This is a genomic window from Vaginella massiliensis (assembly GCF_900089075.1).
Classification (GTDB): Bacteria; Bacteroidota; Bacteroidia; order Flavobacteriales; family Weeksellaceae; genus Weeksella; species Weeksella massiliensis_A.
Map to the genome: position 1 here is coordinate 501,268 of NZ_LT593747.1, position 19,235 is coordinate 520,502.

The window sequence follows — 19,235 nt, forward strand, 5'->3', positions numbered from 1 at the left end:
AAAACAAAATGAGTAAAGGACCAATTAGTCAGTTTATAGAACATCAATACCGTCACTTCAACGCTGCTGCGCTTGTCGATGCGGCAAAAGGTTATGAGCAACATTTGCTAGAAGGCGGTAAAATGCTGATTTCGCTTGGTGGCGCTATGTCAACCGCCGAGTTGGGAGTTTCTTTAGCCGAAATGATTCGCCAAGATAAAGTGCATATCATCTCGTGTACAGGTGCCAACTTAGAAGAAGATGTGATGAACTTAGTGGCACACAATCACTACAAAAGAATTCCGAACTGGAGAGATCTAACTCCAGAACAAGAGCGCGAATTGCTCGACACTCATTACAATCGCGTTACTGACACTTGCATACCAGAAGAAGAAGCGTTTCGCCGTTTACAACAACATTTAGAAGATGTTTGGCACGCAGCAGAAGAAAAAGGTGAACGCTATTTACCACACGAATTTTTGTATCAGGTAGTGAATTCTGGCGTGTTGGAACAATATTACGAAATCGACCCTAAAGATTCTTGGATTGTAGCCGCTGCCGAGAAAAACCTACCAATCGTTTGTCCGGGTTGGGAAGATTCTACAACAGGAAATATTTTTGCATCGAACGTAATCAAAGGAAATTTGAAAGCCTCTACAGTAAAATCGGGTATCGAGTACATGATTTACCTTACCGAATGGTATCGAGCAAATTCGGATGGTAAAGGCGTTGGATTCTTCCAAATCGCTGGTGGTATTTCGGGTGACTTCCCGATTTGTGTAGTGCCGATGATGTACCAAGATTTGGAATGGACAGATGTGCCGTTCTGGTCGTATTTCTGCCAAATTTCAGATTCAACAACTTCATACGGTTCATATTCTGGAGCGGTACCAAACGAAAAAATCACTTGGGGTAAATTGGATGTTGACACACCAAAATTCATGATCGAATCGGATGCTACCATCGTTGCACCATTGGTGTTTGCCTACGTTTTAGGACATTAATAAAAAAGGAATTAACAATCAGAAAGAAGCCGTCTCACAACTGAGGCGGTTTTTTTATATAAATAATGGATTGATTATTAGGTGATTAATATAGAATTCACTATATTTAACTACTTAATTTTCAGCGAAATGAACTATAGAATTAAAGAATATAACCAATCCCAAAACTGGTTATTTCCACCTTCGATAGAAGAATTAATTCCGACTAATCATCCAGTAAGAATCGTAAACAACGTAGTTGAGAAGATAGACTTAAAACCTCTTTTAGAAACTTACAGTCGGGAAGGTCATCCTAGTTATCATCCTAAAATGATGCTCAAAGTGATGGTTTACGCTTATATGGACAATATTTATTCCAGTAGAAAGATCGAAAAAGCCCTCAATGAGAACATAAACTTTATGTGGCTTTCTGGTAGAGAAAGCATCGACCATAATACGATAGCCCGATTTCGAAGCAATAAGTTAAAAGCTGTATTCAAAGACATTTTCAAACAAGTGGTATTGCTTTTGGCAGAAGAAAAATTAGTGAGTCTCAAACGAGTTTATACAGACGGCACCAAAATAGAATCGGTAGCTGGAAGATACACCTTTGTCTGGGGAAATTCCATCAAGACCAATCGGGAGAAAATGATCAAACAATTAGAGGATATGTGGCAATACGCGCAGTGCGTTGCTGATGAAGAAGACCAAGATCCCGAGCCACCGGAGTTCAAAAAACTTGATCCTGAAAAAGTCCAACAAGCCGCAGATAAAATCAACCGAATCCTAAAAGAAAAGTCTGACGATCCAAAGAAAAAAGCCAAATCCCGTTACATCCAAAAGAATTTTGCGCCAAACTTAAAGAAATACCAAGAACAAGAAAAGTTACTACAAGAACGCAACTCCTACAGCAAAACCGATCCCGATGCGACCTTTATGCGCATGAAGGACGACCACATGCAGAACGGACAATTAAAACCCGGCTACAATGCACAAATCAGCACCGAAAACCAAATCATCGTCAACTATACCTTACATCAAGACACCAACGACATTCATACTTTAAAACCTCATTTAGAAAACCATAAAAAACTCTACAATGAGCTTCCCGAAGAACTCACCGCAGATGCAGGATACGGAAGTGAAGAAAATTACGAACTTTTGGAGGACAAAGCAATCAAAGCCTTTGTAAAGTTCAACACCTTTGACCAAGAACAAGGCAAATCAAAGAAAAGAAAAAATCCCAAACCCTTTGAACGAGACTCACTCTATTATAATGAAGCGCAAGATTTTTATGTATGCCCGATGGGACAACGTATGGAAAAGCGCGGTGAGCGAAAAGTCCAAACAAAGTCAGGATATAAGCAAACCTATAGTTGTTATAGCGCTAAAAACTGCAATGGATGTCCGCTCAGAAGCCAGTGCTTCAAGGGGAAAAACAACAGGACAGTAGAAAGGAACCATAAATTAGAATACCACAAACAAAAAGCAAGAGAACTTCTCACATCCGATATCGGAGAAATAAGAAGAAAACAAAGAACTGCTGATGTCGAACCTACATTTGCCCAACTCAAACACAACCGAAACTTCAAAAGATTTACCCTAAAAGGAATTGAAAAAGTGGAATTAGAGTTCGGATTGCATGCTTTAGCTCATAATCTGAAAAAGATGAGTGCGTAAACAAGAATAATAACTCATCTTTTTCTAAATTATTAAATTGAGTTGGTTTTTGACCTCAATTTTTTAATCATAAAAAAACCGTCCCGATTTTATAAACGAGACGGCTTCTTTTTGTTTACTTCAAAGTGCGTTGAGCAAGAACCCTTTGTACTTCGTACACGTTCACACTTTTGTTGAATTTTTTACTGACGCTTGGCTTATCTTCACTCGATATCCAAATTTTCAATTCTGCATCCAAATCAAAGTTACCAGCAGTTTCTATTGAGAATCTCGAAATACTGCTGTATGGTAAGGATAGATATTCAATTTTCTGCCCCGTCAAACCTTGTTTATCAATTAAGATTAATCTTTTGCTGGTAAACATAAATACATCTCTGAACAAAGAAAAACCAATATCGATGGTTTCGCCTTCAATTAAAATTGCTTGATAATCGCTGTAGAGTTTTTCTGGTGTTACAGTACCTGCGTTGCCTAATAGTTTGTCAAATAATCCCATAAGTTAAATTTTAATAGGCTGAAATATACTATATTAATTCTGATTGGATTGTAATTTTTGCAAAAAGTAGAAAAAAAAGGTACTTTTGCTTTCAATGAGCCGAAAAGCAAGATTAAATATTCGCAATCAACAAATTCGAGAAGACTTTGATCGCTTGGTGGATAAGAATCCGCAATGGCGAGTGGATGCTTGCGTGAGCGAACTGGCAAAGAAATGGTTTTTGTCCGAGCGAACAATAGAAGCTATATTGCGAGGTGAGGGTTGTTATTCATAAGGTTTTTGAAAAGCGTTTAAATCAATTTTAAACGCTTTTTTATTGGTATTTAAATTATTTTGTATATTTGTAGAGGATTAAGGCCAGGAATTTATTCCACCATAATCCCCAAAGTTCAGCTTTTAAAAGCTGAACTTTTTTAATTCATCGTCTAATATTATCCAGACTTCTTTTATTATAATTTCTTTTTGGTGAGATTTTAATAATTTAATTACAGAATTATATTCACTCTCAATATTTACACCGTCAAAAAGGTGTGTGTAATTTTTAGGAAATTGAAGTATAACAATTTCACAATTTTGCTTATTAGCATATTTCAGCTTGTCAACAATATTGTTTTTACCCAAAACGCCATTTTTTCCAATGACGGTTTTGATATCCATTATTTTCCCATTTATAATACCGTCAGGCGTTTTAACCCCAATTTCTTTTCTTTCAGACTCTAAAATAACCCCATGTCCTTTTCGATATAACAAGGCTGAAGCTTCTTTCTCAAAATGACCATATTTGTTATTGAAATTATGTTCTTTATGAATAGCTTTCATTCCGCCAGATTGTTTATCAAACGCTACATCAAAAAACTTACGCTTACCTATAAAAATAATTCAAAACATTATATCAATAAAGATTCACTGATTCTGAAGCATTTAAGCGAATTGTATCCTTCCAAATAGAAGAAAAACACCAAATCAAAAAGTTTATCAGCTTGTGGTGCATGATTCTTCACAATGGAATAAACATTTGACGAAAGCAGAGGACGAAATCAAAGGAAATTCTTTTTCGGCTACATCGACTTCCATTAATTTCGAAAATTCTACGTTCGATCAAATCGCAAAAAACCTTAGCGCACGCTATAATCATCGTTTTGAGGCGGAACGTGATTTTTCGAACGGATTTACCATAAGTTTGCCACCAATAATTTTTCTAAATTGGAAAAAACTTTGATAAAAGATGACGGAATCGCATTAAAGGAAACTGAAAAAGAAATCGAATACCTTTTCGTCCATGTTGAAAAATAAGCCTAAACTTCTTTTCTCGCGCATGCTCAAACGCTAATTTATCGTAATCTCATCGGGCAACATCGCATGCGCCGAAACTTCGTAAAACATTATCGCCAAGAATTGCAGATATTCGGCGTGATTGTACTCTTCGTGCACCATGTCGTCAACCTTCATTTCGTAATAATTTTCGAGCAAATCTTGCAACTCCAGAATAAAAGTCTGCCTAGAAATCGATTGATTTTTGAGTCTTTTGAAAATAAATTGATCAGAATTCAAAAATTCTTCTCAAAAATCATAAATGGGCGATTTTCGAATATTCAGGGCATTGAACATCATCTGCGAAATCATCTGCCCTCTGTTTTCTTCCTCAAATTTCCATTCGCGGCGGAGGTTTACCGAATTTGGCTTCAGAAATAAATAATGATGAAATGCGTGAATATGACGAGCAATCGCTGTATTCGTATCCATGTAGAAAAACTGCAAAATGGTCGAAAACAAATGATTGGCATTCAGACGATTTTGATCGTAAATAAAGAAAAAAGGAAACTTAAACAATGCTCTATACAATGGTGGAAAAGCATGGAGAATGGTCGAAAACAACAAACTTATTCCCTCAAAATCTTTTTGTTGTGCTATCTTATAATACGCCAATCCAGCTTTGTAACTATCTTCGTCGTCGAGCCTTGCCAAATTGAGATACCTGCCCAAAGCACGAAACATCTCGGTAATAATTTGATGATTATGCCCTACGGTAAACTTTTTTTCTTTGAATTGCTCGACCAATTCATCTACCAAAGTATAAGTTGCTTGATGTTTCAAACGCTCTTTCAAAACGCCCGTTTTGCCTTGTATTTGTTCAAGATAAATAGAATTGATGGTGTATAAAATATCGCCCAAAGGCTGAAAATTGAGTTCAAACAAATGTTGATCGTTTTCGTTCGGAACCGCATAACTGAACACTAATTGATTGAACGCTTCATTCAACTTTTCTTGATTCTGATGCAAACTCATCAAATCGTTTACGTTATTACTTACCATAGAAGCCGACAAGAAAAACAAGAATCCTCTACGCAGATGGTCATCAAATTCACAACGATTCAGAACCTGATCAAAGTATATTTTAAATGGAGCGGTCATAAATGAAAATTTGTGTAAATGTAAAGGATTATTTGATTTTGAGGAATGGTATTGATGCTAAAATAAAAAAACTTGCTTGTCGATGGATGATGATACAAGGTTGCATCAAAAAGAAAAGACAAAAATCCATAAAAAAAGCCATTCTGCTTAGAACGGCTTTTGTATTGAGGTGAAAAAATCCTCGAAAAAAAACATTATTAATTTTAGAAAAATTCTGCAATATAGCGTTCTGCGTCCAATGCTGCCATGCAACCAGATCCAGCCGCTGTAATCGCTTGTCTGTAAATGCTATCTTGTACATCGCCTGCTGCAAAAACACCCGGAAGATTAGTTGCCGACGATTTGCCTTGCGTCACGAGATAACCTGTGCTGTCCATCTCCAACTGCCCTTTGAAAAGTTCGGTATTCGGAGTGTGACCAATTGCAATGAAGACACCGTCTACTACCAACTCGCGCTCTTCGTTGGTCACATTGTTCACCACTTTGGCTTTTTCTACCACCATATTTCCTTCCAAACCAACAAGTTCGTGATTGTACAACACCTCGATGTTCGATGTTTGATTTACGCGATCTTGCATAGCTTTAGAAGCTCTCATCTCGTCTTTTCTTACCAACATATACACTTTGTTGCAGAGTTTAGCCAAGTAGGTTGCTTCTTCTGCTGCAGTATCACCACCGCCAACCACGGCTACATCTTTTCCCTTATAGAAAAAACCGTCGCAAGTTGCACAAGCAGAAACTCCGCTACCGGCATATTTCTTTTCGTCTTCTAGTCCTAAGTATTTTGCCGAAGCCCCGGTAGAAATAATCACAGTTTTGGTTTGAATTTCGTTGCCACCACTCGATTTCAGCAGATGAAGTTGCCCTTTTTCTTTTGCAAATTTCACTTCGGTAATGTATTCATAATAGACTTTTGTACCAAAACGTTCGGCTTGCTTTTGCAAATCTGCCATCATTTCTGGTCCTGTAATTCCTTCGGGATAACCTGGGAAATTTTCTACATCGGTTGTCGTTGTCAACTGCCCTCCAGGCTCCATACCAGTATATACCACGGGATTAAGGCTCGCTCTTGATGCGTAAATTGCTGCCGTATATCCAGCAGGTCCAGAACCTATAATGACGGTGTCTAATATGTTTTGTTCACTCATTTTTATTTTTTTTTCAAATATATTATTTCTCGTGCAGATTCGCTACGAATTACGATAATCTTCGATTATGTGTGCATTATTTTTATCACTAATTCTAATAACAATTCTGAGGATAACACATTGCCCGTGCTGTTGACGCCTTTGCTTTTCAGATCATATTCTCTGATGTGCGAAACGATACGCGTTGCGGATTTTAGCGGATAATTGCGCGCTGCCAAAAAGAATTCTTCTACAAAAAAAGGATGAACACCTAATTCTTTGGCTGCATTCGCCTTGGATTTATCGGTAAGGCTGTGCAAAATGATGATGTTCTGAAATAGATTGAAAATCGATGTAATGGTCAAAACTAATGGATTATCTTTCGGATTTTTTTCAAAATATTTAATAATTCGCATTGCTTTCGATAAATCTTTTTTTACGATGGCACTTCGCAATTCGAAATTATTATAATCTTTACTGAAACCGATATTTCGTTCAATCAATTCGGGGGTTATCGTGTTTCCTTTTCCTACAATGGTAGTCAATTTGTCTATTTCATTATCCAAACGAGACAAATCGGCACCTACAAATTCTGCCAATAGAAATTTAGCCTTGGAATCGATCATAAGTTGCGCTTCTGCTACGCGTTTCTCGATCCAAGCTGGGACTTCGTTATCATAGAGTTTTTTGAACTCGAAATAATATCTAGACGCATTGATTGCCTTATACAATTTGGTTCGTTTATCGAGCGTTTTGCCTTTATAATTGATAACCAAAACCGTAGTTGGTTGCGGATTTTCTGCATAGGCAGTCAGCTGATCGATGCTTCTAGACAGATGCTGTGCTTCTTTCACGATCACCAAAGCCCGTTCGGCTCCCATTGGGTATTGCTTGGCAAGACCAATCAGATTGCCCATATCGGTATCCTGCCCATATACTATGGTTTGGTTGAATCCCTTCTCTTGTTCGCTCAACACATGCTCTTCGAGCGATTTGGTAACTTTGTCGATAAAAAAAGGTTCTTCACCTGCCAAAAAATAGATCGGTAAAAACTTTTTATTATTAATATCTTTGAGCAATGAATCTATCGAACTCATCGTTGGAACTTGTACAATTAAATTTTCCCGAAAATTACCAAATAAGATTGAAACAAACCGAAGGGAAATGGTTTATCTTTTGTATGATCCGAAAAAAATGGTTGGTCTATACCCCCGAAGAGTGGGTAAGACAGCATGTATTACACTTTTTGACCAAAGAAAAAAAGTTTTCAACATCGAATATAAAACTAGAGCAAATTGTTGATATAAACGGGATGAAAAAGCGATCAGACATTACCATTTTCAGAAAAGATAAGCCAATGGTAATGGTCGAATGCAAGGCTCCTCATATTACTATCACCCAAGAAACGTTTGATCAATTGGCGCGATATAATGCACAAATCGGGTCGGAATACCTCATGATCACCAATGGTTTGAATCATTATTATTGTAAAATCAATTATGAAGAAAAACAATACGAATTCCTTCGCGATTTGCCTTGCTATACATGATGATGCGGCAATAAAATGACGCTTGCCCACGCCAAAGCAAACCCCAAAATCATCATGGTGAATTTCTGCAAGTTGAATCTATGTCCGGCGGTAGCTTCGAACAAAATTACGGTCGAAATATGCAAAAATATCCCACAAACCAATGCGCTTATCGGGTTGGCATATTCGCTGATCAAGGTATATTTACCCAACACAAACCCCAATGGAGCAGCGATTGCAAACAACACAATCAGCCCGTAGACCATGGATTTTCGTTCGAGCCGTGACCTCAAAGCTTGAAAAAGAATGATGGAAACCGGAATATTGTGTACAAATATTGCCCAAAGAAAATGATGAGAACCTTCGTTCGCAACAGGAATTCCCTCTATGAATGAATGCAAAAATAATCCTATAAAAATACCTTTCGGAAAGGTTGATTGCTCCAAATGTACATGCCCATGCTCGATTCCTTTGCTGATCGTTTCTAATATATATTGCACCAAAACCCCTGCTAAAATCCACATCCCAATCTGATGTGTCGTATGCGTCGCAATGGATTGAAGAAATACATGAGGTAAAATCTCTAACACTGTGATTCCTAAAAAGAAAGCTCCGCTAAAAGCCAGTAACAATTTTATGTTTTGGGAAGGAATACGGATGAGATGCGAGAGGGCAACGCCCAAAAATACACTGCTGATCAATACTAGAATCTCCATCATTTCTTGAAGATTAAAATTAATCTGGGTGAATTTTTGTGGTCGAATTCATGCAGTTGATAATCACCAAAACATGACAAAAGTTGAAATTCGACCGACTTTGCAATCTCTACAAATTGCTCTAAGCGAATCACTTTGACCAATTCTTGATAATGAAAATCCTGATGATCTGCATGAAACCGAATATCCTTTCGGATATAACCCTGCACAACCGATTTTTCGATCAAGAAATTGATGCCTTCTATGGATTTTTCTTCGCTTGGAATTAGCTCTGCGATGGCTTTTTCAACATTCAGATAATCCAATACAAAAAGTCCATTATTTTTCAATTGCGCATAAACCGATTCGAAAACCCGGTCGTGCTCTTCCGAACTAGCAAAATAGCCAAAACTGGTAAACAAATTTACAATGAGATCGAATGCTGCTGGTTTATAAATTGTTCGCATATCGTGCACATCGAATCTCAATCGTTCGTTTTCGAATTGTTTTGCCCATCGAATACTATTTTCAGACAAATCCAGTCCTGTTACATCATAACCCAATTGATTCATAAAAATGGAATGTCGTCCCTTGCCACACGCCAAATCCATTATTTTGTAATCTTTAGGCAAAGCCAAATTAGTCATCAAATTGCGTATGAATTCTTCTGCTTCGTCAAAATTTCTATTCTTGTACAACAAATGGTAATAAGGCGTATTGAACCATGTTGCATACCATGCTGGTTTTATTTCTTGCATTTTGGACATATTCCGGTGATAAGACAATTGGTTTGTAAAATGGTAAAATCTTCCTCCAGATCAAGTTCGATTCGATTGGCAATGCAAACCATTTGATTGCATCGAACACAATGAAAATGATGATGTGAAGTTTTTGTACACGAAGAGGTGTTTTGCTGCAAAACAAAAAAAGCCTTGCCACACCCATCGGTGATTTTGTGCATAATACCGTCTTCGCAAAATCGATTAAGGATTCTGTAAATCGTCACCTTGTTCATCATACCTTCCATCATGCTTTCGACTTCGTCCTGACAAATCCCGGCTTGTCGATCGCGAAACAAATTGAGTATCAATTCTTTTTGTGGAGTATTTCGGCGTTTCATGAATCCTTAATGCAATTGATTTGCAATAATACAAAAAAATGCTTTCGATAAGAAAGCATTTTCGTATAATTTAATGAGATGATTAGCTTAAATACCAATTTCGATTTGGATGCGAGCAAACCAATTGTACTTGTTCGCTGCATTGAAATATTTCTCTGTTTCGTAAGTCAATTCTGCTTGCAATTTGAATGCGTGCTCCCAAATATATTTGGTAACTCCAATACTGTATTGGTCTAAATTTGGTCTGAAAGGATGAATAGCTTCATCAACTTTTTTAGTCGAAAAACGACCGATCAGCTCATAATTATTTTGAAAAATATAACTCGTCTGAAAATCGAGTCCATGCCCTGCCCTTACATAGTTGAAATCTGTAGCATCTTCTGGGTTATAAGTAAAAAGATCATCTGCCATACGATTCATATAAGCCGCCTGAAAGGCAAAACCTTGATATTTGAACATCAAGTCTAAAAATAACGATTGGATATCGCGTTTATCAAACAACATATCGCCGCGTTGCCCTTGTGTTCGTCGGGCATCATCGTTGTAGCTATAGGCTGCAGAGAGCATGAGTTTTGGTGTAGTTTCGCGTTTTACGTCACCTTCGAAATTGGAACCATCGTTTAGAAAAGCTCCGAACGGAAACAACTCAACTTTTCCTGTATAAGCGAGTCCCGTACCTTTGAAATCGGTCCAGTTTCTACCCTCTCCCGTTGAGATTGCGCCACGAATGGTGTACGAAAAATCTTTTCCTGTACGCTTGCTGTACTGAACTTGCGCCCCAAAATCGCGATCGATATTGAACTCAGAGTTATTGATCGAGCGATCGGTCAATTGCAAAGCACCAGAAGAATTGGAGCGTTGTCTATTCCCAGGTAACTTGGTTTGTCCAAACCCAAAACTCCAATTTTTATTGGGTTCGTAATTGATCATTGCATCTCGAATAATGTTGATATTTCCCCCATCATTTAGCTCACCAACATCCTCTGGTGCAAAAGAAAGTTGCATGCTGTATTTAAATTTTGGCGAACCAACATATCCGTCTAATCTCAACCTCAATCTGCGAATTTGACCATCTAAAATTCCTTTTTCGCCTTCGTCTTTGGCATACGTTGCCCGATTCTGCATTCTGAATCGAATATTTACTTGGTACAAACTATCGGGTGAGGTCATTCCCAGTCCTTTACCGTAGCTGTAATAGGGTAACATCGAGGCATCGTAAACGTCCATTCTATTGATTTTGATCGAGTCTGTGGTTTGTGCTTGTAACGTACCGAAAGTCAAAGCAATAAAGAAAAACAAGAATTTAAATTTCATAAGGGATTAGATTTATTTTGCAAAAATAGCAAATATAAAAGCTTGTGAAACACAAGCTTTAAAATTGATATTATTTCTAAAAAGATATTTTTTTACAAATCATCCATATCCAAATCATCGTCTATTTGCAGATCGTCGAAAGAGTCGTCGCCCGCCATGATATCGTCTTCTTCTTCCATGTCGAGTACTTCTAAATCTTTTTTAGGAGCTTTCAGAGGCATTGCACCAAAACGGTAGACGGTAAGTGGATAGTTGAGTACTGCTGGCTTGTCTTCGATCGCAATCAATTCTACAAAGAATGTCCACAAGTCGAAATAATCGTACACAAAGATCATTCGATCGCCCACTTTTGTGAAGGCTTCTTTGATATAAAAATCTGCCATGGTTTCGTCTGTTCCGTCATCCGACATGTCTTCCAACGGAATTTCTTTTCCTTGTTCCCACTCTTCATCAGACTCATAAAATGATGCCAACTCATCTCCTTGCAAACTGAATGCGCTGATAATTCCTTTGTAAAGGGTAAATAAAGTTTGTTTTTCTTTAATCTCTATATCCCTAAATACATCCTCCTTTGTATCTAGGATTACACGAATTTTATAAATCACTGCCTATTATTTTATCGTTTTCAAATTTAAGTTTTTTCCATATTCCACCATATAATTATAGGCAGAATTGTAATTATTTTCGATTTCGCCGTCTAATATCGCTTCTTTGATGGCGTTTTTCAAGATTCCTACTTCTTTACAAGGTGGCAAACCGTAGAGCTCCATGATTGTTTCACCACTGATGGGCGGTTGAAAATTGCGGATGCGATCGCGTTCTTCTACATCTTTTATTTTCTCTTCTACCAACTCGAAATTGCGAATGTATCGCTTTTGTTTCTTTTCGTTTTTGGTGGTGATATCGGCTTTGCACAGCGTCATCAAATCTTCGAGACTATCGCCTGCATCGAACAGCAATCGGCGAATGGCAGAATCGGTTGCTTCTTCGGATATGACTGCAATGGGTCGAGAGCTCATCATCACCAATTTCTGCACATATTTCAGGTCGGAACCCAATGGTAATTTCAAACGTTTGAAGAGTTTATAAACCATTTTCGAACCTACAAATTCGTGCGAATGAAAGGTCCATCCTATTTTCTTATCGAATCGCTTGGTTACTGCTTTGCCGATATCGTGTAGCAATGCTGCCCAACGCAACCACAATTTATCGGTGTGTACCGAAATATTATCGACCACCTCCAAGGTATGATAGAAATTATCTTTGTGCCGCTGCCCTTCTATTTCTTCTATGCCTTTGAGGGCGGTGAGTTCTGGTAAAATATAGTCTAATAAATTGGCTTCGTCCAACAATTTCAATCCGACCGATGGTTTTGGCGTCAGCATTATTTTATTGAATTCATCCATGACGCGTTCGAACGAAACAATGGCAATACGATCTGCATTTTCTTTTATCGCATTGAAAGATTGTTCTTCTATGTTGAATCCTAATTGCGTTGCAAAACGTATCGCACGCATCATACGAAGCGGATCGTCTGAATAAGTGATTTTTGGGTCTAAAGGAGTTCGGATAATTTTATTTTGGATATCATCTAAGCCATTAAATGGATCTATCAAGGTTCCGAAATCGCGCTGATTCAACGAAATAGCCAAAGCATTGATGGTGAAATCACGACGTTTCTGATCGTCTTCTATTGTCCCATCTTCTACAAAAGGCTTTCTAGAGTCTTCTGAATAGCTCTCTTTACGCGCACCCACAAATTCCAAATCGTTATCTTCGTACTTGAACATTGCTGTACCAAAACGTTTGAAAACCGATACTTTAGACGTTTTTCCTAAAGCTTTAGAAACTGCCAAAGCGAGTTCTATCCCACTCCCAACCGTAACAAAATCGATATCTTTCTTCTGCGTGCGTTGCATGATAAAATCTCGTACATAACCTCCGATGACATAAGTGTCATGTTGCATTTGCGTTGCAGTTTCACTTATCACGTCGAAGATTTTATGTTGTACAGCTTGTTCTAGATTCATGCGACAAAGGTAAAAGATTTTAGAAAGTTTTGCCTATTGGCGAATAATTTTTACTTGATGATCTTTTCCTAGTTTTATAATGGTTGAAGCTTCGCTTTTCGGTACGAAATAGTGCACTTCATCCAACACCAAATCAACCTTTTGTATAATCGCTGGATCTACTTCGTCTATTGTTCTTGGCGAAGGTTGCCCAGAAATATTGGCAGAAGTCGATACGATTGGCGCCTTGAGTGCCTGAATAATCTTGATGCACAAAGGATCTTTGGTCAATCGAATGCCGATGGTGCGATCGGCAGCGATAAGTTTTTGGGGTAGACCTTTTGGATCGTCGTAGATTATGGTCAGCGGTTTTTCGTTGTAATCCATCAGATCCCAAGCCAATTCTGGGACATCGACTATCGATTGCAAACGGGCTGGCGTGTCTACCAACACAATAAAAGATTTAGCATCTGGTCTTTTTTTGAGGTCGTAGATTTTCTGAATTGCTTCTTCGTCCATTGCATTGCATCCCAACCCCAAAATAGTATCGGTCGGATACAACATGGTTTTACCCTCTTTCAATTGTGTTACTATTTCTGCTATCGTCATGTGCTGTTGTCTAGTCTGGCAAATGTCTCAAATATTATCTAGATACAGCGACAACGCAACTTATTTTTTTTCAGTCTATTTCTTTGTTAATTTGTTTGTGTTTTAATGATAACGAAAGAGGCATTCCCTGCAGACTTGCTTTGAATAGTGGAAACTTTTTGGGCTGTATGAGGCTAGAAAAGAAATATTTAATACCAAAAATCATCAAAATTAGACGAGAAGCCAACCAACCTTGATGTTTGCGAATGACATAAATTAGCGATATTTTTTGTTCCAATTTTGTGGCTAAAGAGTTTTTGGTACTCAAACCGTGTACATGTTTGTAGCGTATGGTCGGAATCATCACTGTTTTTTTACCTATGTTTTTCATTCGTCGCGAAAGGTCTGTTTCTTCATAATACAAGAAAATATTTTCGTCGAAACCTCCTATGTTATCAAAATCGTGCCGACGCATCAACATAAAAGAACCTGCTACATAATCTGCCGCGATTGGTTGTTGGTAAACTTTATACCGCCTCGGAAATCGCTTTTTGTTGAACATTTCTAAGATTTTCCTACCAAAAATCTTCCTTTGCCAAGAGGCAAAATGGTCTATTGTTGGCACAAACTGTAGATTTTCGTTTACAGATTGCGGCGAAACAATTCCGACGGCCGGATGCTCATCGAGATAACCCTTTAGCACCCAAAAACAATCGTCCAATAGTTCGACATCGTTGTTGATAAAAGCCACATATCGACTAATAGAAGTTGCCTGATAACCAATATTGTTTCCTTTTCCGAATCCTGTATTGATATTGCTTCTGACGAGTTTTAGGTTGGGATTTTTTTGTTCTTTTATAAAATTTTGTAAACGCAAAAAATCTTCCTTTTCCGATGCATTATCTACAATGATAATTTCATATTTCAATCGAGTTGTTTTTTCTATAATACTCTTTATCAATACAATAGTTGCCTGACTTGTATTGTAGTTGATGCTTACGATGCTTAAGTCTATCATTCCAAATACTGATCTATGCCTTTTGGCGAAAATGTTAGTTGTTGATCTATCGTTTTTTGTTGTATTTTGTTATTTTGATCCAAAAAAACTTTGCTCTGCTCGTGATGATAAATATGATAGACTATCCCAGAGAATTTGAGGCGTTTGGCAAAAATTCCAGCGTTGTGCATCCTCAAAACCAATTCAGAATCTTCTCTACCCCAGCCTGTTATCTCTTCGTTATAACCATTCACTTTAATGAAATCTTCTCGCCAAAAAGAGAAATTGCATCCGCGCATTTTAGATGAAAAATTAGCGTGTTTATTTTGCTGTTGTGCCAAAAAGGGAATTCGTAGCGTACGACCTCTTTTTTTTATTCCTCTCGAAAAAAAATGAAAATTCAAATTTTTATTTAGAAAAAGATCATTCAGTTTACTTTGCTGAATATTGACCCGAGATCCATAAAGATAAGTATTTTTTTGAGCTAACGATAGGTGATCTTCTACAAATTTCGGATGCAAAATTACATCTCCATCTATATTGATGATATAATCTGAAGTGGCTTTGGCAATGGCTTTATTCATGATTTTTGCTTTTCTATTTCCTTGATCTTCTTGCCAAACATGCACCACTTTATTAGGATACTTTTTTTTGAAATTATCGACAACAGTTTTCGTATCCTCCCCCGAACCATCATCTGCAATGATCACTTCGTTGGGCAAATAGGTTTGATTTAGAATGCTTTTCAATACCAATTCCAATGCTTCTGCCCAATTGTAGGTCGATAAAACCAAACTTGCACTTGTCTTCATACCTACAAAAATAAACATATCTTCGATAAAAAGTTTTTACATTTGCTTAAAAAGAGAACAATAGCCATAAAATGAGCAGAAAAATTGTGTTGAATACCGCCGCCGAAACCAATAGAAATGTGATAGAAAATGCCATTGATGATTTTGCTAACAATCGAGACTATTTAGCGAAAGGCAGCAGGAATTCGATCAAAAAAATCAGACTAAAAAACGGTGAAATTTGCACCATAAAAGCATTTAAAATTCCCAATTTTTTCAATAAAATTATTTATCGTTTTTTCAGAGATTCGAAAGCGAAACGCTCTTTCGATTACGCTAACTTACTGATTGAAAAAGGTTTCAAAACTCCGACTCCAATTGCTTATGCAGAAAACAGAACTGGCTTATTTTTCTTAGATGCTTATTATTTTTGTGCGTTTTTAGATAACGATTTCACTTATAGAGAAGTGGTTCATACGCCCAATTTTCCTGATTTCGAGAATGTTTTGAGGCAGTTTACCCAATTCACTTTTGCCCTACACCAAGCCGGTATAGAATTCCTCGATCATTCGCCCGGAAACACGTTGATCGTGGACCATAAAAATGGCACCTACGATTTCTATTTGGTTGATCTCAACCGTATGAAATTTCACGATTCGATGACTTTGGAGCAGCGGATCAATAATTTTGTAAGGCTCACCCCTCACCGTGAATCGGTAGAAATCATGGCTAAAGAATACGCCAGACTTATGCAACTACCCGAAGAAGAAATTGTAGAAAAAATGTGGGCTGGAACCGAAAAATTTCAGGAAAAATTTCACAAAAAACAGGCACGCAAAAAACGTTTGAAAAAATTATTTGGAAAACAATAGCAAAACTCAAAAAACCAACTCGCGATAAGGAATGATGGTGGTATATCCTTTGTTGGCTAAATAATCGTACATGCCCGAACGATAAGTCATCATGACAAAATCGCCTCCCCAAGCACCCAAACTTTTCACCTCTCCTTCGTAATCTGGGAATAATGCGTCTTTCACTTTCGGCAATTGCATAAACGCACCTAATTGTGTTTGATAATCGTCCAAAATAATTTCTAAATCTTCTAAAGTGGAGACATTTTGCAAATCGATTACCATTTGATTCAATCGCTGAATGAGTTGTTTATCTTTAGGTTTGTTTTTATAATGGTTGCCAACAACGGCTTGGGTATCTTGCTTTTTGTTGAGATAAACAAAATAAAGCTCATCTAAAAAATTCCATTTCAAAGAAATTTCTTGAACGATATTGGTAGGTGAATTTTGAAAAATAATCGGGCTGAAATGTCGGGCACACGCCACATCGTAACCACTGGTTTTGAAGGTCTTGTGGTTCAGCTCAAAAACATCAATATCCATCCATTGTGACAACAAATCCAAGAGTGTAGAACTGCTTCCCAAACCCCATTCTTGCGGATATTCTAACTTTGTTTCGAGGCAATATCGCTTATTTTTTTCAAAAAAATGAGGTTTTAATTCAAGAGCTTGCTTTAGAATATGCAGAAGCGATTCGCCCAACTTCCTATCTGTACAGCTAATTATTCCAAAGCTAATCAGATCGATTTCAGCCGAAAACCACAAAGTCTCATCAGCTTTTTTGGCCGTCCATTCTAGTATCGAATTGGATGAGCTCGACGCTTCAATTACAGAAAGGCATTGCCCACGTTTGGTGGGCAATGCCAAAGCTTTGGCTCCATCGGTTACAATATATTCACCAATGAGTAGTAATTTTCCGTTGGCACGGTAAGTTTTCATGTTATAATTGAGCAGAAGAAGTGTTTACTTCTCGATTAATTTTCTTTATCAATCCTTGTAATGTATTTCCTGGACCAACTTCTACAAAATCGGTTGCGCCATCGGCAATCATATTTTGCACCGATTGTGTCCACTTTACTGGAGCAGTAAGCTGAGCTATTAAATTTTTCTTCAACTCTTCTGGATTGGTTACTGCGGTTGTTGTTACATTCTGGTAGACTGGACATATTGGTTGACCAAAAGAAGTTTCTTCTATCGCTTTTGCCAATTCTTCTTCTGCAGGTTTCATCAGAGGCGAATGAAAAGCACCGCCAACAGGCAACAATAGCGCTCTTTTAGCACCAGCTTCTTTCAATTGTTCGCAAGCCTTTTCTACCGCAGGTATTTCACCCGAAATCACCAACTGCCCTGGACAATTGTAGTTTGCTGCGACCACTACACCTTCAATTTCTTTACAAATATTTTCTACAACGCTATCGTCTAAACCAAGGATTGCTGCCATAGTAGAAGGTGTAGCCTCACAAGCACTTTGCATTGCCATGGCTCTTTTGTAGACCAATTTTAGTCCCGCCTCGAAATCCAAAACCTTTGCCGCAACCAAAGCAGAAATCTCGCCCAACGAGTGACCAGCAACCATAGCTGGCTCGAAATCGGGTAGGCATTTTGCCAAAATTACCGAATGTAAAAATACTGCAGGCTGAGTAACTTTGGTTTGTTTCAGGTCTTCTGCATCTCCTTCGAACATAATTTTGGCAATGTCGAATCCTAAAATTTCGTTGGCTTTATCGAATAATTGTTTGGCTTCTGTATGATTATCGTATAAATCTTTGCCCATTCCTGTAAATTGGGCACCTTGACCAGGAAAAACGTATGCTTTCATCATCGATTTATTTTATGTTTTTTATCAATTTGTTTAAATAATAATAGCGTAAATATACAGCTTTTGCATTAAGATAAGCCAACTGTAAACCAGCACAACCGTCTAAAATTCCCAACTTTATAAAATATTGTATAAAAAACCTTACACTTGGTTTGATATAGAAATGAAACGCTGTTGGTTTTAGGTTTTCTTTATGTAACTGACTCGCCTTCAGCCTAGAATAATAATCGAGTTTCACCTTATAGGTATTGATGTTGGTGACAGAATAATGATGCAATGTCCCTTGCAAGACCTCAGATTTTCCGTCGACAATCAAGCGTTCGTGCACGAATGTTTTGTCGTCGTATCGGCAAAATCGTTTATCGAACAATCGGTAGGCTTGATCGAGATTGAGCCCAGAAAAATGAATGGGTTTACCCAAAAAATAGAATTTTCTTTTGATCTTGAATGCGACACTTCCATTAGGATGCTGCACACGATGTTTTATCTCTTCTTCTAAAGCAGGCGTTATAAACTCGTCTGCATCTAGAAAAAGTACCCAAGAATGTTGCGCCAGCGAGAGTGCATAATTTCTTTGGTTGGCAAAATTGTCAAAAGCTCTCTTATAGAATCTAACTTTCGGATTTTTTAAGGCAATTTTCTGAATTTCATCGGTGCTGTAAGAGTCTACAATTACAATCTCGTCTACAAAATCTAACTGATGCAGATAATCCTTAATCCATTGAGCCTCATTGTATGCGATGAGCAACGCAGAAATTTTCTCCATTACAATTGCAATATTATGCAAAAATGTTAAAAACATTAAGAAAAATAAATTATATTTATGCTGTTGAATAAAAACACAAG

At 37.6% G+C, this 19,235-nt stretch carries 24 protein-coding genes; 6 read left to right on the forward strand and 18 right to left on the reverse strand.

Annotated elements, in window-relative coordinates; genetic code table 11:
* The first annotated feature begins 8 nt into the window (after positions 1-8).
* Together BN8061_RS09680 and BN8061_RS09685 are read left to right on the forward strand one after the other, a co-directional pair.
* Positions 9-983 carry a deoxyhypusine synthase family protein gene (locus BN8061_RS09680; RefSeq protein ID WP_068598811.1) on the forward strand — a complete coding sequence of 325 codons (975 nt, stop codon included), beginning with the start codon at positions 9-11 and terminating at the stop codon, positions 981-983.
* Positions 984-1,112: 129 nt separating this feature from the next.
* Entirely contained in the window at positions 1,113-2,642 is a 1,530-nt protein-coding gene (locus tag BN8061_RS09685) for an IS1182 family transposase (protein WP_068596427.1), read from the forward strand.
* 115 nt (positions 2,643-2,757) lie between these two features.
* On the opposite strand, the gene BN8061_RS09690 is transcribed toward BN8061_RS09685, so the two are convergent.
* Positions 2,758-3,138 (reverse strand): PH domain-containing protein, encoded by a 381-nt coding sequence (locus BN8061_RS09690; protein ID WP_068598813.1) that lies wholly within the window; start codon positions 3,136-3,138, stop codon positions 2,758-2,760.
* 94 nt (positions 3,139-3,232) lie between these two features.
* Between BN8061_RS09690 and BN8061_RS09695 the strand changes: the two genes are divergently transcribed.
* The gene (locus BN8061_RS09695) at positions 3,233-3,412 is read left to right on the forward strand and encodes a hypothetical protein (RefSeq protein ID WP_041942005.1); all 180 of its coding nucleotides are present in this window, start codon (positions 3,233-3,235) and stop codon (positions 3,410-3,412) included.
* A gap of 122 nt (positions 3,413-3,534) precedes the next feature.
* On the opposite strand, the gene BN8061_RS09700 is transcribed toward BN8061_RS09695, so the two are convergent.
* Entirely contained in the window at positions 3,535-3,957 is a 423-nt protein-coding gene (locus BN8061_RS09700; protein WP_068598815.1) for a hypothetical protein, read from the reverse strand.
* 196 nt (positions 3,958-4,153) lie between these two features.
* On the opposite strand from BN8061_RS09700, the gene BN8061_RS09705 reads away from it, so the two are divergent.
* Entirely contained in the window at positions 4,154-4,357 is a 204-nt protein-coding gene (locus BN8061_RS09705; RefSeq protein ID WP_068598817.1) for a hypothetical protein, read from the forward strand.
* A 107-nt stretch (positions 4,358-4,464) separates the two neighbouring features.
* Here BN8061_RS09705 and BN8061_RS09710 read toward each other — a convergent pair whose 3' ends face one another.
* The 4 genes from BN8061_RS09710 to holA all read right to left on the reverse strand — a co-directional run bounded on the left by BN8061_RS09710 (position 4,465) and on the right by holA (position 7,774).
* Positions 4,465-4,689, reverse strand: coding sequence for a hypothetical protein (locus BN8061_RS09710; RefSeq protein ID WP_068598818.1), 225 nt, complete (start codon positions 4,687-4,689; stop codon positions 4,465-4,467).
* A gap of 9 nt (positions 4,690-4,698) precedes the next feature.
* Positions 4,699-5,550, reverse strand: coding sequence for a hypothetical protein (locus BN8061_RS09715; protein WP_068598820.1), 852 nt, complete (start codon positions 5,548-5,550; stop codon positions 4,699-4,701).
* 203 nt (positions 5,551-5,753) lie between these two features.
* Positions 5,754-6,698: a thioredoxin-disulfide reductase gene (gene trxB, locus BN8061_RS09720; RefSeq protein WP_068598822.1), complete on the reverse strand. Its 945-nt coding sequence runs from the start codon at positions 6,696-6,698 to the stop codon at positions 5,754-5,756.
* Positions 6,699-6,763: 65 nt separating this feature from the next.
* The gene (gene holA, locus BN8061_RS09725) at positions 6,764-7,774 is read right to left on the reverse strand and encodes a DNA polymerase III subunit delta (RefSeq protein ID WP_068598825.1); all 1,011 of its coding nucleotides are present in this window, start codon (positions 7,772-7,774) and stop codon (positions 6,764-6,766) included.
* On the opposite strand from holA, the gene BN8061_RS09730 reads away from it, so the two are divergent.
* Positions 7,756-8,226, forward strand: a complete 471-nt coding sequence (locus BN8061_RS09730; RefSeq protein WP_068599543.1) for a type I restriction enzyme HsdR N-terminal domain-containing protein — start codon at positions 7,756-7,758, stop codon at positions 8,224-8,226. The two genes, holA and BN8061_RS09730, sit on opposite strands and share 19 nt — an antisense overlap.
* On the opposite strand, the gene BN8061_RS09735 is transcribed toward BN8061_RS09730, so the two are convergent.
* The 9 genes from BN8061_RS09735 to BN8061_RS09775 form a co-directional block, all read right to left on the reverse strand.
* Positions 8,217-8,924 carry a ZIP family metal transporter gene (locus tag BN8061_RS09735; protein ID WP_094745939.1) on the reverse strand — a complete coding sequence of 236 codons (708 nt, stop codon included), beginning with the start codon at positions 8,922-8,924 and terminating at the stop codon, positions 8,217-8,219. The genes BN8061_RS09730 and BN8061_RS09735 overlap by 10 nt on opposite strands.
* A complete protein-coding gene (locus BN8061_RS09740) occupies positions 8,921-9,658 on the reverse strand; it encodes a class I SAM-dependent methyltransferase (protein WP_068598829.1) in 738 nt (245 codons plus the stop codon). The genes BN8061_RS09735 and BN8061_RS09740 overlap by 4 nt, the downstream gene beginning before the upstream one ends.
* Positions 9,646-10,020, reverse strand: a complete 375-nt coding sequence (locus tag BN8061_RS09745; protein ID WP_068598831.1) for a Fur family transcriptional regulator — start codon at positions 10,018-10,020, stop codon at positions 9,646-9,648. Before BN8061_RS09745 ends, BN8061_RS09740 begins: the two co-directional genes overlap by 13 nt.
* 87 nt (positions 10,021-10,107) lie before the next feature.
* On the reverse strand, positions 10,108-11,334 hold the full coding sequence (locus BN8061_RS09750; RefSeq protein WP_068598832.1) for a porin: 1,227 nt from the start codon (positions 11,332-11,334) through the stop codon (positions 10,108-10,110).
* 92 nt (positions 11,335-11,426) lie between these two features.
* Positions 11,427-11,939: an IS1096 element passenger TnpR family protein gene (locus tag BN8061_RS09755; protein ID WP_068598834.1), complete on the reverse strand. Its 513-nt coding sequence runs from the start codon at positions 11,937-11,939 to the stop codon at positions 11,427-11,429.
* A gap of 6 nt (positions 11,940-11,945) precedes the next feature.
* Positions 11,946-13,364, reverse strand: coding sequence for a CCA tRNA nucleotidyltransferase (locus BN8061_RS09760; RefSeq protein WP_068598837.1), 1,419 nt, complete (start codon positions 13,362-13,364; stop codon positions 11,946-11,948).
* A 33-nt stretch (positions 13,365-13,397) separates the two neighbouring features.
* The gene (locus BN8061_RS09765; protein WP_068598838.1) at positions 13,398-13,952 is read right to left on the reverse strand and encodes an L-threonylcarbamoyladenylate synthase; all 555 of its coding nucleotides are present in this window, start codon (positions 13,950-13,952) and stop codon (positions 13,398-13,400) included.
* Between the two features lie 70 nt (positions 13,953-14,022).
* Positions 14,023-14,949 carry a glycosyltransferase family 2 protein gene (locus tag BN8061_RS09770; RefSeq protein WP_068598840.1) on the reverse strand — a complete coding sequence of 309 codons (927 nt, stop codon included), beginning with the start codon at positions 14,947-14,949 and terminating at the stop codon, positions 14,023-14,025.
* A complete protein-coding gene (locus BN8061_RS09775; RefSeq protein WP_094745940.1) occupies positions 14,946-15,758 on the reverse strand; it encodes a glycosyltransferase family 2 protein in 813 nt (270 codons plus the stop codon). Before BN8061_RS09775 ends, BN8061_RS09770 begins: the two co-directional genes overlap by 4 nt.
* A gap of 53 nt (positions 15,759-15,811) precedes the next feature.
* On the opposite strand from BN8061_RS09775, the gene BN8061_RS09780 reads away from it, so the two are divergent.
* Entirely contained in the window at positions 15,812-16,591 is a 780-nt protein-coding gene (locus BN8061_RS09780) for a Kdo domain containing protein (RefSeq protein WP_068598842.1), read from the forward strand.
* 6 nt (positions 16,592-16,597) lie between these two features.
* On the opposite strand, the gene BN8061_RS09785 is transcribed toward BN8061_RS09780, so the two are convergent.
* The 3 genes from BN8061_RS09785 to BN8061_RS09795 are packed head-to-tail and all read right to left on the reverse strand — an operon-like array spanning position 16,598 to position 19,155.
* A complete protein-coding gene (locus BN8061_RS09785) occupies positions 16,598-17,509 on the reverse strand; it encodes a GYDIA family GHMP kinase (protein ID WP_068598844.1) in 912 nt (303 codons plus the stop codon).
* 1 nt (position 17,510) lies between these two features.
* Positions 17,511-18,389 carry an ACP S-malonyltransferase gene (gene fabD, locus BN8061_RS09790; protein ID WP_068598846.1) on the reverse strand — a complete coding sequence of 293 codons (879 nt, stop codon included), beginning with the start codon at positions 18,387-18,389 and terminating at the stop codon, positions 17,511-17,513.
* Positions 18,390-18,396: 7 nt separating this feature from the next.
* Positions 18,397-19,155 carry a glycosyltransferase family 2 protein gene (locus BN8061_RS09795; protein WP_068599549.1) on the reverse strand — a complete coding sequence of 253 codons (759 nt, stop codon included), beginning with the start codon at positions 19,153-19,155 and terminating at the stop codon, positions 18,397-18,399.
* Positions 19,156-19,235 lie beyond the last annotated feature (80 nt).

Bases quoted from the DNA above. Each gene is read 5' to 3' on its own strand.
- BN8061_RS09775 (WP_094745940.1), bottom strand. From the start codon at position 15,758: ATGTTTATTTTTGTAGGTATGAAGACAAGTGCAAGTTTGGTTTTATCG.
- BN8061_RS09680 (WP_068598811.1), top strand. From the start codon at position 9: ATGAGTAAAGGACCAATTAGTCAGTTTATAGAACATCAATACCGTCAC.
- BN8061_RS09695 (WP_041942005.1), top strand. From the start codon at position 3,233: ATGAGCCGAAAAGCAAGATTAAATATTCGCAATCAACAAATTCGAGAA.
- fabD (WP_068598846.1), bottom strand. From the start codon at position 18,389: ATGAAAGCATACGTTTTTCCTGGTCAAGGTGCCCAATTTACAGGAATG.
- BN8061_RS09700 (WP_068598815.1), bottom strand. From the start codon at position 3,957: ATGAAAGCTATTCATAAAGAACATAATTTCAATAACAAATATGGTCAT.
- BN8061_RS09715 (WP_068598820.1), bottom strand. From the start codon at position 5,550: ATGACCGCTCCATTTAAAATATACTTTGATCAGGTTCTGAATCGTTGT.
- BN8061_RS09730 (WP_068599543.1), top strand. From the start codon at position 7,756: ATGAATCTATCGAACTCATCGTTGGAACTTGTACAATTAAATTTTCCC.
- BN8061_RS09765 (WP_068598838.1), bottom strand. From the start codon at position 13,952: ATGACGATAGCAGAAATAGTAACACAATTGAAAGAGGGTAAAACCATG.
- holA (WP_068598825.1), bottom strand. From the start codon at position 7,774: ATGAGTTCGATAGATTCATTGCTCAAAGATATTAATAATAAAAAGTTT.
- trxB (WP_068598822.1), bottom strand. From the start codon at position 6,698: ATGAGTGAACAAAACATATTAGACACCGTCATTATAGGTTCTGGACCT.
- BN8061_RS09740 (WP_068598829.1), bottom strand. From the start codon at position 9,658: ATGCAAGAAATAAAACCAGCATGGTATGCAACATGGTTCAATACGCCT.
- BN8061_RS09760 (WP_068598837.1), bottom strand. From the start codon at position 13,364: ATGAATCTAGAACAAGCTGTACAACATAAAATCTTCGACGTGATAAGT.
- BN8061_RS09745 (WP_068598831.1), bottom strand. From the start codon at position 10,020: ATGAAACGCCGAAATACTCCACAAAAAGAATTGATACTCAATTTGTTT.
- BN8061_RS09770 (WP_068598840.1), bottom strand. From the start codon at position 14,949: ATGATAGACTTAAGCATCGTAAGCATCAACTACAATACAAGTCAGGCA.
- BN8061_RS09685 (WP_068596427.1), top strand. From the start codon at position 1,113: ATGAACTATAGAATTAAAGAATATAACCAATCCCAAAACTGGTTATTT.
- BN8061_RS09690 (WP_068598813.1), bottom strand. From the start codon at position 3,138: ATGGGATTATTTGACAAACTATTAGGCAACGCAGGTACTGTAACACCA.
- BN8061_RS09795 (WP_068599549.1), bottom strand. From the start codon at position 19,155: ATGGAGAAAATTTCTGCGTTGCTCATCGCATACAATGAGGCTCAATGG.
- BN8061_RS09735 (WP_094745939.1), bottom strand. From the start codon at position 8,924: ATGATGGAGATTCTAGTATTGATCAGCAGTGTATTTTTGGGCGTTGCC.
- BN8061_RS09785 (WP_068598844.1), bottom strand. From the start codon at position 17,509: ATGAAAACTTACCGTGCCAACGGAAAATTACTACTCATTGGTGAATAT.
- BN8061_RS09780 (WP_068598842.1), top strand. From the start codon at position 15,812: ATGAGCAGAAAAATTGTGTTGAATACCGCCGCCGAAACCAATAGAAAT.
- BN8061_RS09750 (WP_068598832.1), bottom strand. From the start codon at position 11,334: ATGAAATTTAAATTCTTGTTTTTCTTTATTGCTTTGACTTTCGGTACG.